Source organism: Novosphingobium sp. HNCC26DJ243, from assembly GCF_057180545.1.
Genome location: NZ_JBXUGN010000004.1, coordinates 110,036 through 126,153 on the forward strand (window position 1 = coordinate 110,036; position 16,118 = coordinate 126,153).

Annotated in this window: 16 protein-coding genes; 12 read left to right on the forward strand and 4 right to left on the reverse strand. The window is 61.7% G+C overall.

Annotated features, from left to right (window positions below):
* Positions 1 to 765 (reverse strand): SDR family oxidoreductase, encoded by a 765-nt coding sequence (locus AC2A04_RS13085; protein ID WP_484212789.1) that lies wholly within the window; start codon positions 763 to 765, stop codon positions 1 to 3.
* Between the two features lie 220 nt (positions 766 to 985).
* Between AC2A04_RS13085 and AC2A04_RS13090 the strand changes: the two genes are divergently transcribed.
* Entirely contained in the window at positions 986 to 2,452 is a 1,467-nt protein-coding gene (locus tag AC2A04_RS13090) for an FAD-dependent oxidoreductase (protein WP_484212790.1), read from the forward strand.
* Between the two features lie 61 nt (positions 2,453 to 2,513).
* Positions 2,514 to 3,476: an aldo/keto reductase gene (locus tag AC2A04_RS13095; RefSeq protein WP_484212791.1), complete on the forward strand. Its 963-nt coding sequence runs from the start codon at positions 2,514 to 2,516 to the stop codon at positions 3,474 to 3,476.
* Here AC2A04_RS13095 and AC2A04_RS13100 read toward each other — a convergent pair.
* Positions 3,453 to 4,364: a sugar phosphate isomerase/epimerase family protein gene (locus AC2A04_RS13100; protein ID WP_484212792.1), complete on the reverse strand. Its 912-nt coding sequence runs from the start codon at positions 4,362 to 4,364 to the stop codon at positions 3,453 to 3,455. The two genes, AC2A04_RS13095 and AC2A04_RS13100, sit on opposite strands and share 24 nt — an antisense overlap.
* Before the next feature lie 175 nt (positions 4,365 to 4,539).
* Here AC2A04_RS13100 and AC2A04_RS13105 point away from each other — a divergent pair, with 175 nt between their 5' ends.
* A complete protein-coding gene (locus AC2A04_RS13105) occupies positions 4,540 to 6,135 on the forward strand; it encodes a GMC family oxidoreductase (protein WP_484212793.1) in 1,596 nt (531 codons plus the stop codon).
* On the forward strand, positions 6,132 to 7,220 hold the full coding sequence (locus AC2A04_RS13110) for an alcohol dehydrogenase catalytic domain-containing protein (protein ID WP_484212794.1): 1,089 nt from the start codon (positions 6,132 to 6,134) through the stop codon (positions 7,218 to 7,220). Before AC2A04_RS13105 ends, AC2A04_RS13110 begins: the two co-directional genes overlap by 4 nt.
* Before the next feature lie 48 nt (positions 7,221 to 7,268).
* Here AC2A04_RS13110 and AC2A04_RS13115 read toward each other — a convergent pair whose 3' ends face one another.
* On the reverse strand, positions 7,269 to 8,048 hold the full coding sequence (locus tag AC2A04_RS13115) for an SDR family NAD(P)-dependent oxidoreductase (protein ID WP_484212795.1): 780 nt from the start codon (positions 8,046 to 8,048) through the stop codon (positions 7,269 to 7,271).
* 110 nt (positions 8,049 to 8,158) lie between these two features.
* On the reverse strand, positions 8,159 to 9,238 hold the full coding sequence (locus AC2A04_RS13120; protein WP_484212796.1) for a 3-ketosteroid-9-alpha-monooxygenase, oxygenase component: 1,080 nt from the start codon (positions 9,236 to 9,238) through the stop codon (positions 8,159 to 8,161).
* 152 nt (positions 9,239 to 9,390) lie between these two features.
* Between AC2A04_RS13120 and AC2A04_RS13125 the strand changes: the two genes are divergently transcribed.
* The 8 genes from AC2A04_RS13125 to AC2A04_RS13160 all read left to right on the forward strand — a co-directional run bounded on the left by AC2A04_RS13125 (position 9,391) and on the right by AC2A04_RS13160 (position 16,117).
* The gene (locus AC2A04_RS13125) at positions 9,391 to 10,239 is read left to right on the forward strand and encodes a LysR family transcriptional regulator (protein ID WP_484212797.1); all 849 of its coding nucleotides are present in this window, start codon (positions 9,391 to 9,393) and stop codon (positions 10,237 to 10,239) included.
* A 122-nt stretch (positions 10,240 to 10,361) separates the two neighbouring features.
* A complete protein-coding gene (locus AC2A04_RS13130; protein WP_484212798.1) occupies positions 10,362 to 11,534 on the forward strand; it encodes a sulfotransferase family protein in 1,173 nt (390 codons plus the stop codon).
* 25 nt (positions 11,535 to 11,559) lie between these two features.
* On the forward strand, positions 11,560 to 12,321 hold the full coding sequence (locus AC2A04_RS13135) for an SDR family NAD(P)-dependent oxidoreductase (RefSeq protein WP_484212799.1): 762 nt from the start codon (positions 11,560 to 11,562) through the stop codon (positions 12,319 to 12,321).
* A gap of 10 nt (positions 12,322 to 12,331) precedes the next feature.
* Complete coding sequence (locus tag AC2A04_RS13140) at positions 12,332 to 13,042, forward strand: EthD domain-containing protein (protein WP_484212800.1); 711 nt, start codon at positions 12,332 to 12,334, stop codon at positions 13,040 to 13,042.
* Positions 12,943 to 13,917: a helix-turn-helix transcriptional regulator gene (locus AC2A04_RS13145; RefSeq protein WP_484212801.1), complete on the forward strand. Its 975-nt coding sequence runs from the start codon at positions 12,943 to 12,945 to the stop codon at positions 13,915 to 13,917. The genes AC2A04_RS13140 and AC2A04_RS13145 overlap by 100 nt, the downstream gene beginning before the upstream one ends.
* Positions 13,910 to 14,782, forward strand: coding sequence for an SDR family NAD(P)-dependent oxidoreductase (locus tag AC2A04_RS13150; RefSeq protein ID WP_484212802.1), 873 nt, complete (start codon positions 13,910 to 13,912; stop codon positions 14,780 to 14,782). The genes AC2A04_RS13145 and AC2A04_RS13150 overlap by 8 nt, the downstream gene beginning before the upstream one ends.
* Positions 14,783 to 14,810: 28 nt before the next feature.
* Complete coding sequence (locus tag AC2A04_RS13155; protein ID WP_484212803.1) at positions 14,811 to 15,683, forward strand: SDR family NAD(P)-dependent oxidoreductase; 873 nt, start codon at positions 14,811 to 14,813, stop codon at positions 15,681 to 15,683.
* Positions 15,680 to 16,117 carry a nuclear transport factor 2 family protein gene (locus AC2A04_RS13160; protein ID WP_484212804.1) on the forward strand — a complete coding sequence of 146 codons (438 nt, stop codon included), beginning with the start codon at positions 15,680 to 15,682 and terminating at the stop codon, positions 16,115 to 16,117. Before AC2A04_RS13155 ends, AC2A04_RS13160 begins: the two co-directional genes overlap by 4 nt.
* Position 16,118 lies beyond the last annotated feature (1 nt).

The window sequence follows — 16,118 nt, forward strand, 5'->3', positions numbered from 1 at the left end:
TCAATTCCCTTTGACGAGATCGAGGAAGTGGGGCCGTTCCCCGCCCCCATCGACATTGATGCGTGCGCCGCTGACCCACGATGAAAGGCCGGAACTGAGCCAAAGCACCGCGCCGGCGATGTCCGCCCCGGTGCCCATGCGCCGGAGCGGCAGCGATTGCGCAACGGCAGCCTGTGCCACGTCATCGCCGTAAGTGTGCGCTGCGGTTTCCGTGTGCATGAGCCCCGCGATGATTGCGTTCACGCGCACACCGTCAGGGCCCCATTCTTGCGCAAGGCTCTGCGTCAGACTTAGCAAACCTGCCTTGGCTGCACCGTATGCTGCGGTCATCGGCGAGGGCCGGATGCCCGAAACGCTTGCGATGTTGATGATGCTTCCACCACCTGCCGCACACATATGCGCGTAAGCAAATTGCGACATGTACATTGCGGCATGAAGATTGAGCTTAACGATCGCATCGAAGAACCGCGGGCTTGATGTGGCAGGTGCCTGAGGCGATCCGCCAGCATTGTTGACCAGAATGTCGAGCCGGCCATGCTGCGCAACAACAGCCTCGACCAAGTCCTTTGCCTGATCGGGATCGCGAATGTCGGCGACCCTGAAGTCAAGGCCATCAGCCAGAGCCTCGGGCTCGCTGCGACCACACACCGTCACCCGTGCTCCAGCTCTCGCCAGCACCTGAGCGATGGTCCGCCCGATCCCGCGCGTCCCGCCGGTGACGACCGCCACCTTGCCGGTCAAATCGATGTGATCCGCACCCTGCACAGGGCTTCTCTCCCAACCGTGCTGCCGCTGGCAAGAATTTGCCTCGCCAGATTCGAAATCGCCAATATCGAAAGGCGATAGGCTTTTCAATTGACGATTTGCGTATCCGATGCAATTAAAAATTACGAATGCGGCGAGACTTGCGGTGTTTGAGTCGATTATACGCCTTGGCAGGCCCACCGATCGATCCCGCGGCGTCGCACAGGAGTGGAAGCCACATATGAGCGCATATTCGCAGTACCGCCCCTTGGCACTTGAGTCCGTGGAGCAGTGGGACTTCGAGACCGAAATCGCGATCGTCGGGTTCGGCGCGACAGGCGCTTGCGCCGCAATCGAAGCGTGCTCCGGCGGTGCGCAGGTGATGATCTTCGAACGCAGTTCGGGCAGCGGCGGTGCATCGGCTCTTTCCGGCGGCGAGATCTATGTGGGAGGCGGCACAGATGCCCAGAAGGCGGCCGGCTTCGAAGACACGGTCGAGGATTTCACGGCCTATCTCAAGCTGGCTGGCGGACCTTGCGCGGATGACGCCAAATGCGAGGTCTATGGCCGCGAGGCATTGGCGCATTATCAGTGGCTCAAGGATCAGGGGGTTCCCTATCGCGGGAACTACCTTCCGGGCAAGGTCATCGAACCCCAGGACGATTCCACCCTGATCTGGTCAGGTAGCGAAGCGGCGGCCCCCTTTTACAAGTTGGCCAAACCCGCGCCGCGCGGGCACGTCATCCAGCACATCGGTTGGGGTGGCGGTCGTCCGCTCATCGATGTTCTCGAAGCCAGTGCCCGCAGATTGGGCGCGCAGGTTCAATTTGATGCGCGCGTCGTTGCGCTTATCGTCGATGATGTTGGCGCGGCTGGCGTCGTCGTCAGGATCGACAACCGGGACCGGTTCGTCCGCGCCACCAAGGGCGTGGTTCTGGCCACCGGCGGTTTCGTGTTCAACGACGCGATGCGCCGCAAGTATTGCCCCGATACCTTCCGCGTCAACAGCCCTATCGGTGACCGCGACGATGGCATCGGAATCGAATTGGGGGTATCGGCAGGAGGGGACGCGATCCACATGGACCAGTTCTTCACGACTTGCCCGTGGACCATTCCTGCCGAGCAGGCGCACGGCGTTTTCGTGAATGTTGCCGGGCAGCGCTTCATCAACGAAGACTGCTATCACGGCCGAGTCAGTCGTTGTGCCATCGACCAGCCGGGCGGCAAGGTCTACCTCCTGCTCGACAGTGCCCATTTCTCCCAGCCGCTCGATCTGGCTGGGATCACGATCGCGGGAACCGGCGAGACGTGGGAAGAAGTCGAAGCCGAGCTCGAGATGTCCGCTGGCACCCTCTCTGCGACAATGAAGGTGTATAACCACCACGCGCGCGAAGGGAGGGATCCGCTGTTCGACAAGCAGCCGCCGATCCTTACCCCGCTCGATCAGTCGCCCTTCGTGGCACTGGAGTGCAATTTCGAGACCAGCTATTTCAGCTTCTTCACCCTTGGCGGTCTGAAGACCACAACTGACGGCGAGGTGCTCGACCGTGCAGGAAACGTGATTCCCGGCCTTTTCGCGGCAGGGCGCTGCACATCGGGCTTGCCGGCATGGGGCCACGGCTATTCATCAGGCCTCAGCCTGGCCGACTGCACCTTCTTCGGTCGCCGTGCGGGCGCAAGGGCTGCTTCGATCTCCCCAGTTGGATAGAAACACCGCCAGAGCCCCATATCGACACGCCCCATGTCAATCACTTTGCAAGGAAGACCCAATGCTCTCAAAGGTAACGCTCAACAAAACCAGCCTCACGGTAAGTCGTCTTTGCTATGGCACGAACATGCTGGGCTGGATGCTTGACCAAGGACGGTCCAATGCCATCCTTGATACCTTTGCAGAACTCGGCGGCAATTTCATCGACACTGCGCGAAGCTATGGCGACTGGATGCCCGACGCGCCCGTCGGTGCCAGCGAGCGCGCCGTCGGGGCCTGGCTCTCGACGCGCCGGCGCGAGGATTTCGTCATCGCCACGAAAGGCGGATTTTATGACATGCGCGTGGGCGATTATCGCAACCGCGTGACCGTGCAAGACATCGCGGACGATCTGACGCAGAGCCTCGATCACCTTGGCACCGATCACACCGATCTTTATTTCGTTCACATGGACAATCCGGAAAACCCGGTCGAACCGATCGTGGAGGCCCTGATCGGCCACCGCGAAGCGGGGCGCATCCGTCATTTCGCCGCATCCAACTGGGCGGCAGATCGCATTGTTGCCGCCAACGCGCACGCACAATCGCTTGGCAAGGAAGGCTTTGTCGCAACGCAGACGTTCTGGGGCCTGGCCGTGCCTGATGCAGGCGCTGCCGCTCAGCAAGGGTATGCCCACTATTACGAGGGTGAATACGAAGCGTTGCACGACGGCGGACTTCCGGTCATCGCCTATGCCGCGCAATCGGGCGGGTACTTTACCAAGGCTGCTGCCGGTGCGGTCGGCGAACAGCTCGCCGCCCGCTACGCCCATCCCGCCAACGGTCGCCGGCTAGAAGTTGTCCGAACCCTTGCCGAAAAGCACGGCGTCTCGATCAACGAGGTCGTACTGTCCTATCTCCTCAGCCAGCCTGCGCAGACAATCGCCATCTTCGGCGGGTCATCGCCCGAACAGATTGCAGAGAGCGCCAAGGCCGATGCCCTAAGGCTTGAACCGGACGAACTAGCCGCCTTGCGCAACGCCTGAGCCGGGAGCCACCGCGGTCGGGAGTATGCCGGGTGGTCCCAAGACCAGTCGTGCACTTTCGACCGCCGTGGCGGCGCGTTCGGCGGTGCTTTGATGCGCGATCGCTTCGTCACGGGGAATCTCGACGCTTAACGCACACTCGCGGGGCAAGGCGCGCACAAACCCGGAGATGTCGAACGAACCCTTGCCGCACAGCAATCGGGCCGACGAGGCTTCCATTGCGAGGTCTCCAGTAGTTTGCACCGGCCCGTCCGCGAGCTGGCCGTAAACGAGCGCTTCGGGCGGAGCGGCCGCAAGCTCCGCCACGGTCCCGCCGGACCGCATCAGGTGCAACAGGTCGACATTCACACCGACAAGGCCGGGCCTTGCGATCTGTGCCACCACTTCCAGTGCCCTGCCCAGCGTGGCTATCTGACTTGGTGGATAGAATTCGATAGCCACCTTCAGGGCAAACTTCGACGCCATGTCGCAAAGCGCGCCAAGCCTTTCGACCTGGCGCACAGGGTCGCGATCGTAGGCAAGGACGTTGATCGCGGCTGCGCCCAGTTGCGCGGCACACTCCATGGACGGGGCCAACGCCGCCACATCGGTCCGTCCGGCCAGGGTAAAAGGATAAGCCAGGTCCAGTCTGACGCCGAGATCAGCCATCACCGCCTTCGTTTCAGCCATGGCGCGACGGTTCGCGACAAGATCGAATACTGGCATGTGGGGCAAAACGTCCATCGATTGTAGGAACATGCACGTAGCGTCGCACCCAATGTTGCGCGCGATGCGAACAAGTTCGGCCGGGGTGGCATCGACGGCCGTCAGGTGATCAAGTGCAAGACGCATCATGCATTCCGCCCCGGAAACGAAGAAATCGACATAACGATAAGTCGACCGTGCCATCACGGCATATACAGCAGAGCGCTCACCTGCAGTCTGCATTGCAGAACCATGCGCGCCGTTTCGCACATCTTGTGCCACCAACGACATCGCTGGCGGCGTTCACGGTTGCAGTGTGCGCAGGCGCCACCCACCATGCGGTCCACAATCAGAACAACTGAGGAAGCGCCTGGGTCACATGGAATTCGATTACGTCATCGTTGGCGGCGGCGTTGCCGGTTGCATCCTGGCAAACCGCCTCTCGGCCGACGGCAAGTCCAGTGTCCTTCTGCTCGAAGCCGGCGGGCGCGACAGCAGTCCCCTGATCGCAGCGCCTGGCGGGTTGCTGCCCATCATGATGTCAGGCGCCCATGCCTGGCCCTATATGTCCGCGCCGCAGAAGCATCTTGACGGACGCAGCCTGTACCTTCCGCGCGGAAAGGTTCTTGGCGGCGGATCGTCGATCAACGGGATGACATACGATCGCGGCTTCCATTCGGATTACGATCGTTGGGCGCAGGCGGGAAATCGCGGATGGTCTTTCGCCGACGTGCTCCCCTACTTCCGCAAGCTGGAGACTTACGCGCCCGCACGAAATGAATGGCACGGCTCCGACGGGCCGATCCAGGTCACTCGTGCCGCGCAGACCCACCCGTTCGCGCGGGCCTTCATCGCGGCGGGCAATCATGCGGGCTACCCCCTCACGGATGACCTTAACGGACGAACGCGCGACGGTTTCGGAGCGGTCGACCTTACCGTTGGTCGCGGCAGGCGCTCCAGCGCGTCATCGGCCTATTTGCGACCTGCGCTCAAGCGCACGAATCTCACCGTGCTCACAAACGCCCAGACCCGCCGCATCCTCTTCACGCATAAGCGCGCCACCGGCGTGGCATACCGAAAGGATGGCGCTGATAGCGTGGTCAGTGCAAGGCGTGAGGTCATCCTTTCGGCGGGCGCCATCAACAGTCCGCAACTCCTCCTGCTGTCGGGGGTGGGACCGGCCGCACACCTTTCCGACCACGACATAACGCTCGTGCACAACAGCCCCGGTGTCGGGCAAGGTTTGCAGGACCATCTCGCGGCCCACGTCAAATATCGCTCGACGAAGCCGTGGTCGATGCTGCGCTATCTCAATCCCTTGCGCGGTGCGCTTGCCATGGCGCAGTACCTTGCGTTCCGCAGCGGACCCTTGGCTGATCCGGGAATGTCGGTCGCGTGCATGGTGCGTTCCGACCCCGCGCTCGAGGAGCCTGACATCAAGATGTTGCTGGTATCGGCCCTGTTTGGTCAGAACGGGCGCAAGATGGTGCCAATGCATGGCTTCTACGCGCACATCAACGTCGCCCGGCCTGAATCGCGGGGCAGTGTCACTCTGGCGAGCGCAGATCCCGACGTGCCACCTGTCATCGATCAGAACTACAACGCCACGGATAACGACCGCCGCGTCATGCGCCAGGGTATCCGCATCGCGCGCCGAATCTTTGCCCAAAGTCCTTTTAACGATTTCAGGGGAGAGGAGCTCGCTCCCGGACCTGACGTTCACAATGACGATGATATAGATGCCTACATCCGCACCCATGCAGAGGCCGATTATCATTCGACCAGCACCGCGCGCATGGGTTCGGACCCGATGGCTGTCGTCGATGCCAGCCTGCGGGTGCATGGCTTGCAAGGTCTCCGCGTCGTGGACGCTTCGATCATGCCGCACCTGCCAGGCGGCAACACCGCCATTCCGGTCGCGATGATCGCGGAGAAGGCGGCCGACATGATCCTGTATGGGAGGGCGGACGCATGAAGACTCGCGCAATGGTCTGCCACGCCCCCGGAGAGCCACTTGTCGAGGAATTGCTCGACCTCGCCCCGCCAGGACCGGACGACGTGCTCATCGAAATCATGGCCAGCGGACTGTGTCATACTGACCTCAGCCAGATCGAGGGCCTCGCAGCGCCTTACCCGTTCCCGGTGGTCGTCGGACATGAGGGAGCCGGCATTGTCCGCGAGGTCGGATCGAACGTGACGTCAATGGCGCCGGGCGATCATGTCATCCCGCTCGGGATCGGCGAATGCGGTACTTGTCGCAACTGCCGTTCGGACAAGACCAACCTTTGCGAGGCCTTTCTCGCCGACATGGCGCAGCAGGGCACGCATTTCTCGCTGAACGGCAAGCCCGTAGCGGCCTATACAGGGGTCGGTTCACTGGCGCAGTACGTAGTCATGGCGGAGCGCAACGCGGCCGTCATCCGCAAGGACGTGGGCTTTCACGTGGCCTGCACGGCTGGATGCTGCGTGGCAACAGGGGTCGGGGCGGTACTGCATACGGCCCACGTCGAAGCAGGAGCCAGCGTCGCGGTGTTCGGCCTTGGCGGGATCGGCCTCAACGTGGTGCAGGGCGCCCGCCTTGCCGGCGCGGCCCGGATCATCGGCGTCGACATCAATCCTGTGCGCCAGCAACAGGGCGCGTGGTTCGGGCTGACCGACTACATCGATGCCCGGAATGGCGATCCAGTGGCCACGATCCAGGCCATGACCGGGGGTGGGGTCGACTATGCATTTGAATGCGCGGGCAACGTTCTGCTGATGCATCAGGCATTCGAATCCACCCGGATCGGATGGGGTCGTACGGTAGTGCTGGGCATCCCGCCTGGCGGAAACCGGCTGGAAATCGCGCCATTCCAGTTGCAACTGGGACGCATTGTCCAAGGGTCGTTCCTCGGGAACATGAAAGGCCGCAGCCAGCTTCCCGGTCTTCTCGACCACTACGCCGAGGGCCGCTTGAATCTTGATGATCTGGTAACCCACCGCCTGCCGATGGCGCAGGTCAACGAGGGATTTGCCCTGATGAAGCGAGGCGAATCGCTCAGAACGGTCGTCGCGTTTTGATGGCAGCGAAGGGGCAGCGCCTTCGCTTTGCCCCTTCAACGATGCCCATCACATGCCGGGCGAACCGGGATAGCCCATGTAATAGCTGCCCACGGTCATGCCGCCGTCAACCACGATTTCCGCGCCCTGCATGTAGGACGATTCGTCGCTGGCGAGGAATGCGGTGGCCGCTGCGACTTCTTCGGGCGCGCCCACCCGTTGCAGCGGAATATTGCCGAAGGACTTGTTGACTTCGTCGCGCGTCGTGCCGGTGTGGTTGGTCATGATCGTGTCCACGCCGCCCGGATGAACGGAATTCACGCGGACGCCCTTGTGTCCCAGCTCCATCGCCGCGACCTTGGTAAGGCCGCGAACGCCCCATTTGGACGATGCGTAGGCGACCAGGCCGTTTGCGCCCTTCATCCCGTCAACCGACGAGAGATTGATGATCGACCCGCATCCGCGCTCGACCATACCCGGCGCAACGGCCTTGATCCCGAGCAGTTCGCCAATCAGATTCACCCCGAGCACCTTCTCGAAATCGGCCTTGGACGTTTCGAGGATGGTCTTGAACAGCAGGATACCGGCATTATTCACCAGCACGTTGGGCGGACCAAACGCCTGTTCTGTTGCGGCGACCACTTCAGCCCAGTTCTCCTCGCTCGTGACGTCAAGCTTGAAGAAGCGCGCGTTCTCTCCCAGCTCTGCGGCGAGCGCGGCACCCTGGTCTTCCAGAACGTCGGCAATTGCCACCTTCGCACCCTGTTCAACAAACAAGCGGCTCGTCGCAGCGCCCATTCCCCGAGCCCCGCCAGTGATGATAGCAACCTTGCCTGTCAGTCTTCCCATTACCAATTTCTCCCATGTGATCGGCGCCTGAATGCGCCTGGATAGCGATGTCCGATAAGCCAGGGCGCGCGTACTCGCATAATGGCGTCTGCTGCGCCTGAGCGCTTGCTTCAGGCGACCTTTTGCCCTGGCCGCTTGTCGAGCGTGACATGCAGGCCGTTGACGCGTTCCTGAATCGCGGGAGCATTGTCCCGCGGATTGTAAAACTGGCGGTACCAGAGCCGCACTTTCGCGTAGGGACCATCCTTGGGTATCGCGAGCGGGTTGATGCACGGACGTTTGTTTGCCCAGATCTCCACATCCTGCGCGAAGGCGAGGCGGCTTCCCTCCTGATAGGCCAGAGCCATGGCGCGGTCTTCTTCGGTCGTTTCGCGACTGCCATCGTGGACCTTGACCATCAAGCCGTGCCAACTGCGGGTCACGCCGTCCTCAACCGGGGTGTTGGCGATCATGATGAAGCTGTCAAAGGTGCCGGCCATTTCGGATTGCAGAAAGCCGGGACCTTCGTACCAGGTGTCGAGCACAAGGTAGTCGTCCGGATCGGACGTCAGCGTCCGATGACCGGCGCTGTAATACTGGTGCAAGCGCGGCCCCTTGAATTCGTTGGCAAAATATTGCCAGTCGGTGGCACCGTGAATTGGAATGAAATGGCCAAAATCGGCCATGTTGTCGACGATCTCGATCCCGTGGCTATTGAGATCGCCCATATAGTCGATCTTCCACTCTACCCAACCCGGCGCACCGTAGTGACCACCAAAGTCGGCGAGCTCGACATCAGGCTCCAGACCTTCCGGGTCGTGCCACATCCACAGGATGCCTGCCCGTTCGATGACTGGATAGGTACCGAGCCTCGCAGCCTTGGGAATGAAGTCCGAATAGGGGATGTGATTGCATGCCCCGTCCGTGCCGAAGCGCCAGCCATGAAACGGACAACGGATAGATTCGCCTTCGACGTGCTCTCCGTCGCGAACGATGTAGGAGGTCGAATTTCTCGCGAGGTGCGCACCCATGTGCGGGCAATAGGCATCGACCACATAAGGCCGGCCGCTTTCGCCCCGATAGAGCACGAGGTCCTTTCCAAAATAGCGGATCGCGGCGGGTGTGCGACTTGCATCACTGGAGGGTCCGATCATGAACCAGCCACGAGCAAAGTCGAATTCACCCAAACCATAATCCTTGGAAGTAGCCATCAGTCACTCCTCTCGAATCTTCGCCGTTTACCGGTTTCGACACAGCGCATTTGCCGACCATTTAACTCACGGACACGCATATTGCGAAGCGTCTTGCTCTGCACAGCAGTTGTGCAAAAATGCACGTCAGTGATTTTGAAGGGAGAGCGCGAATGCGATGGAGCGACCTTGAGATTTTTCTGGCAGCTGTCCGCACGGGTTCCTACACTGCGGCCGGTAGGCAGCTCGAAGTTGACCGCACAACGATCGGCCGCAGGGTCGATGCTTTGGAGCGCAGCCTCGGGATCGCCCTGTTCGAAAAGACGCCGCTTGGCTACGCACCCACGACTGCCGGGGCGCGACTGCTTGCCGCTGCCGAGGTCATCGAGCGCGAAATTGCCACGATGCGCAAGGACATCGGCATCGTCCCGGTTCGGTCGGCGCCAGTCCGGATCGCAGGCAGCGGCGGCATAGCGGCCGAGTTCCTGCCCGAACTTGCAATGTTTCGAGCCGAGAATCCCGATGTGCCCATCGAGCTTCTCGGCGACCTGGATGCCGTCGATGCCGTGACGCAACGACGCGCCGATCTCGGCATTGCCCTGGTGCGCGCCCTCCCCTTGCGCCTTGCAGGCAAGCAGGTGGCTGTCCTGGCGCAGGCGCCGTACGCCCGATTCAACGATCTTCCCCCGATCGGATGGGGCTACGAATTCGACGCGGCCCTTCCGGGCGGGGCCTGGTCGCCCAATCCTGCGGCGGAGGTCGCCCAGGCAGCAGGCCTTGCCACTGTCAATTCATGGCCGCAACTTAAGCAAGCGGTGATCTCCGGCATCGGCCGCGCCCATATGTGGTGCTTTGCCGGCGATGCGGAAGCCGGGCTCATCCGGCTGGCAGACCCAGATCCGCGCAATGACTGCCCAATGTGGCTCGTCCATCGCGGCAAGGCGCCACCAAGCCCGGGTCTTTCGCGTCTCATCGCCTTCCTGACACCGCGCATCGCGTCGCGGTGCGGCAAAAATTTTTAACGGCAAGAGCAGAATTGATGTTTGCAAAACGTCAATCAAAGTGGCAGATCATCCACAACTTGCGGATAATTAGCCATCATGATTTACGCATGATGCAAAAATGACGTGGAGAGACGATCGCGATGTCCCCATCTGCAGCAACGGATGTTGCGCCGTTAGAGCGCGAGGCCTTGCTGGCAGCAGCGCAAAGGCTCACCGGCCTTGGCGACTTTGGCGACACCTGGTTTTTCGAACCGATGGATCGATATCTCGCTGCAGCCAACCTGGAAGGCAGGCTCACGCCAGCCGGTGCTGCCGGTCAGGGCGATGCTATCGTCAGGGGCCTGGCAAGCAGGTTGCGCATGGTCGACGACATCAAGCGGCACCCCGAAATTCTTGACGAGAAAGTCGAAGTTGCCGCGATCATCCTTGGGCTTCCGCGCACCGGCAGCACGATCTTTCACCGATTGCTTGCCAGCACACCTGGTTTGACGGCAATCCGCTGGTACGAGGCGCAGAACTATGCCCCGCTGCCTGGTGACAAGCGTGGCAACCCGCAGGCCCGCAGGGCTTACGCCGAAGCGATGATCGACGGCTGGTTGAGCCTGTCTCCTGAATTGTCCTCGATCCATCCGCTGGACCCGGATGCACCGGATGAGGAAATCATCATCCTGGGCCAGTTGTTCATCACAACGATGGTCGAGGCGATGACCTTCGTTCCATCGTTTGCCCACTGGCTCGACGGGTATGACCAGTCGCGCGGTTACGAGGATCTCAAGGCCATCCTCAAATACCTGCAGTGGCAGGACCCCGCCCGACGCGGCAAGAAGTGGGTGCTCAAGAGCCCGCAGAACCTGCCTTATACCGACCTTGTCGCCAATGCCTTTCCAGACGCCGTGCTGGTCATGACACACCGCGATCCTCTGGACGTGGTGCCAAGCTACGTCAGTATGGAAGCGGCGCTGTACAAGCTCAATTCAGAGCATTCGGACGAGGCTGTCGGCGCTTTCTGGTTTCCGCGTCTCGCCAGCTGGATGACCCGGTTCGAGGATGCGCGCGCGCGCATCGGGGAAGACCGGTTCATCGACATCGACTACCGCGAGGTAGCTCGTGACCCGTTGGGACAGGCCTCCCGCGTCCTGGCTCGCATGGGTATTCCGGTCGATGCCGCAATGGAGGCCGCACTCAGGGAATTCGTTGCCGGAAACAGGCGCGAACAACGGCCCCTGCACGATTACTCGCTCGAACGCTTCGGCCTCGATGAAGCCCGGGTGCGCGAGGCCTTTGCGTCCTATCGCAACCGCTACATTCGCTGACACACATGATCCAGGAGCTAAGTAGATGACAGATTTGACGGGCAAGGTGGCGATCGTAACAGGCGCCGGTCAGGGCATCGGCCAAGGAGTTGCTTTGGCAATGGCCGGTGCTGGCGCTGCTGTGGTAGTGACCGGACGAACCCTGTCGAAGGTCGAGGACACGGCGGCGACCGTGCGCGAACGTGGCGGCAAGGCTCTGGCCATTTCCTGCGACATCAAGTCCGCGAGTGACCTTGCCAAGGTGATCGATGCGACAGTGGCCGAGTTCGGCGGATTCGACATTCTGGTCAACAATGCGCAGGAAGTGCCGCTGGGCAAACTCGATTCAGTCACCGACGAGGCCTTTCTCGCCGGATTCGAATCCGGCCCGCTCGCAACCTTCCGGATGATGAAGCTCGCGCGGCCCCATCTGGCGGCGCGCGGCGGCGGCGTCATCTTCAACTTCTGCTCGTCGGCCGGCATTCGCTGGGACATGAGCGGCTATGGTCCCTATGCCTCGGTGAAGCAGGGCATTCGTTCGCTTACCCGCGCTGCGGCTGCCGAATGGGGCGGTGAAGGGATCCGCGTCCTGACGATCGCTCCGCACGCAGAGTCCCCTGCTCTCAAGCAGTGGATCGAGCATAATCCGGCAGAAGCGCAGGCCTTCTTCCGCACCATCCCGCTGGGACGCGTCGGCTCGCTCGAAGGCGATATCGGCCGCGCGCTGGTGGCTTTGAGCGGTCAGGACCTTGCATACCTGACCGGGGCGACCATCCCGCTCGACGGCGGGCAAGCAAACTTCGATTGAGGAACGGGCGATGGAGAAGGTCATCGCTGCCCTGTGGGCGCCGGACAACGAGAGCCGCGAAGCCTACGGCGCGCGGCTCCTCTCGTCGCTTCCGGCGACCCTTGCCGACGCCGGCGCGCACCAGATCCGCCTGAACATCCGGGACAAGGCGGTAGCCGCTGGAGAAGAGCTGGTCTATTGCTGGCAGGAGCCGCAGCAGGCGGCGGTGGTCCAGTTCTGGATGCCGTCTGCCAACGCGCTTTTTCGCAAGGCCGTCGACGCGACGCTGGCATCACACAGCGCGCGCTTCGCCGCCTGGCTAGTGGCGGAATCGACGATCATCCCCAATTCTGCGCATGCCCGCACTTGCGGAGACACGTCGAGGACCTGGGGGTGGAGCCAGACCAGCTTTCTTTCGTTCAGGCCCGACATGAGCCGGGATGCGGCGATCCGGCACTGGCATTCGCACCATACCCGCGTCGCGATCGATACACAGGCAAACTTCGAATACGTCCAGAACATCATCGTCCGCGCCCTGACCGAAGATGCCCCGGCCTATGATGCCTTTGTCGAGGAGTGCTTCCCGCTCGAAGCGCTCAGCGACCAGGAGGCTTTTTATGATGCGGTCGGCGAGCCCGGCAAATGCGCAACGAACATCGCGACGATGATGGAAAGCTGCAACGCCTTCCTCGATTTTGCACGGATCGATGTCTTCCCGACCTCGCAATTCGAATTCCAATGATCGAATATTCACCCACCATCGTTGAACGGATCGAAACCCGTCTTGGGTGGGCCGAGATCGTGGAATGGCATTGGCCCTCCCTGTTCGACTTCGTCCGATGCGAAGACCTGCTGATGGTGGAAATGTCCATTCCGCCGACGTCGGGCGATGCTTCGGCGTGTTTTCCCGATTACGACCCCGATCGCCGCTGCTTTCTGGGCAGCCTGTTCACGCGCTGGCCCGGCGTTACAATCGGCGGCCGGGCAGAAGGCGGGCATATCCGTGTCGTCCGCTGCGCCTTTGCAAAAGAGGAGACACGCCGGCTTGTGGCGTTGCGCGCCGGGCCTGACCTGCGCTTCCTTCAATCGATGCTGTCGCACGACAGCACGCAACTGCGCACCTTGCTGAATCTCGTCAGGCGCGAGATGGAAAACATCGTGGACAGATCTCCCGCTGCGGTGGCCGCGCTTCTGGAGCTCGTAAGCGTCGAGATGGAACGGATCATCCGGCGCTCGACCGAAAGCTCCACGTCAAGCCGTCTGGCCCCTTGGCAATTCCGCCGGATCCGCGAGCGGCTGGCCATGACTGGTGCGGCCCCTGCCGTGAGCGAGCTTGCCGCTCTTTGCGGGATCAGCGTGCGCCATCTCCATCGCCAGTTCCAAGCGCTGACAGGCCGCACCGTGGCTGACTTCATCGAGACGACCCGCATCGAGCAGGCCAAGAAGATGCTGGTGGGGCAAGCCCACCCTGTCAAAGCCGTCGCCCAAGCTTGCGGATTTACCCATACCAACAGTTTCACGCGGGCATTTCGTCGCTCGACCGGCCAGACACCGCTCACGTTTCGGCAGGCCTCGAGAGCACAGCCCAGTTGCCAGGAAAGGATAAAAAATGGCTGATGCAAGGGTCGCTGTAGTCACCGGCGCCAGCCGCGGCGCGGGGGCGGGAATCGCCCGCGGCTTTGGCGAGATGGGATATACCGTTTACGTGACGGGCCGCACGACATCGCCGGGCGATGCCAAAGGCTGGGATGGCTCGGTCCTGCCCGGAACGGTCGCCGATACCGCCCGCGCGGTCACCGAGAACGGCGGCAAAGGTATTCCGGTTGTATGCGACCATGCCGACGACTTGGCTGTCGAGCACCTCTTTGCTCAAGTCATGGCCGAGCAGGGCCGTCTCGACGTTCTGGTGAACAATGCAGCCTATATGCATCACCAGCTTATCGAAAAGTTGCCATTCTGGGAAAAGGAACTCGACGCCCAGAAGATCCTCGATGTCGGCCTGCGCAGCGCTTACGTTGCCAGTTGGCATGCGGCGCGCATCATGGTGCCGCAAGGTTCGGGCATCATTGCCATGACATCGTCATTCGGCGCTACATGCTACATGCACGGCCCTGCTTATGGCGCGCAGAAGGCCGGGCTCGACAAGCTGGCCCACGATATGGAGCACGACCTGCGTGGCACCGGCGTTGCGGCCGTCTCGCTCTGGCTGGGACCGCAGGTGACCGAGCGGTCACAAATCGCGGTAAAGACCAATCCGGAGCAGTACGAAGGCTTCCTCGCAATGGCCGAGAATCCCGAATTCTCCGCCCATGTGATCGACGCGATAGACAAGGCTCCCAATCGAGATGAGCTCTCGGGACAGACGCTGATCGTGGCGGAAATTGCCAGGGCGCTCGGGGTTACCGATCGCGGGGTCGAGCGTGTCTCGCACCGTGACATGCTTGGGAGTCCGCGCCCCAAGAACCCCGCGGCCGTCTATTGATGACGGGCGCGAACAGAAAGATCCCATCATGAACGATGCCCTCGCGCCGTCGCAACTGTTCCAGGCACTGGATTTCTCTGGCCGCACCGTTCTGGTCACAGGGGGGGGTGCCGGAATTGGCAGGGCCATTGCCGAGGCCTTCTCTGCCGCCGGAGCTTTCGTGGCGATTGCCGAGCGGGATGCCGGGAATGCCGCGTCAGTTCGGCAGTCCTTGCCGGATGCGATGGTGATAGAATGCGATGTACGCCAGCGCGATTCCGGTGCCATGCTGGCAGAGCGGATTGCTGCGGAAACGGGCCGGCTAGATATTCTTGTCAACAATGTCGGGCATTTCGTGCACGCCCGACCATTCGATCTGCTGGGCGACGAGCAGGCCGACGAGATCATCGACACGAACCTTGGCCAGTTGCTGCGCATCACCCGCGCGATGTTGCCGCTCTTGCGCAAGGCAGGGTCCGGCTCTTCGATCATCAACATCACGTCGATCGAGGGTCACCGGGGCATACCCTACTGCAGCGTCTACGCCGCCGCGAAGGCCGGAATCTCGGGTTTCTCGAAAAGCCTGGCGCTCGAGCTCGGCCCAGAAGGAATCCGTGTCAACGACATTGCGCCCGAAACAAGCGACACGCCGCAACTGGCTCTGGACATCATGATCCCGCCCGAAAACCGCAAGCATGAAGAACGCTGGATCCCGCTGGGCCGGTTCGGGCGGCCGGCCGATTGCGCAGGTGCGGCACTCTATCTGGCCAGTCCGCTCGCTTCGTGGGTTACGGGTACGACGCTGCACGTCGACGGCGGCGCCCTTGCCGCCGCTGGCTGGTATCGCACCCCTCAAGGCGAATGGACCAACGTACCAATCATATCAGGAAATGGCCTAGTCATTCCAGGAGCAACATCTTGAACGACCATGAAATGCTGCGCAAAGTTGCGCACCTCTATGCTCTGGGCGCGGATCGGCGCTCGAAGGATATGTGGCGGGAGGTTCTTGCCGACGACGTGATCATTGCCGGTCCGGGTTTCGAGATCGCAGGCCTTGAAGCCAACCTCGGTTCTATCGATCATCTCGCACATGCCTTCAAGGCCACGCGCCATATCGTGCATGATCAGGACGTCACCATCATAGGCGACTCCGCAACCGGCGAGACCCGCGGCACGGCGGAGCATCGCATGGCGGGCCCTGACGGGGCAGACCAGCTGCTGATCTGGGCGATCCGTTACCAGGATCGCTGGCAGCGCACTGGCGAAACATGGAAATTCACCCGCCGCGAATTGATCGTGGATTGGCAGGAAATTCGGCCGGTGCACAATGCCGGTTCGTCAAACGAAGGAAAATGAT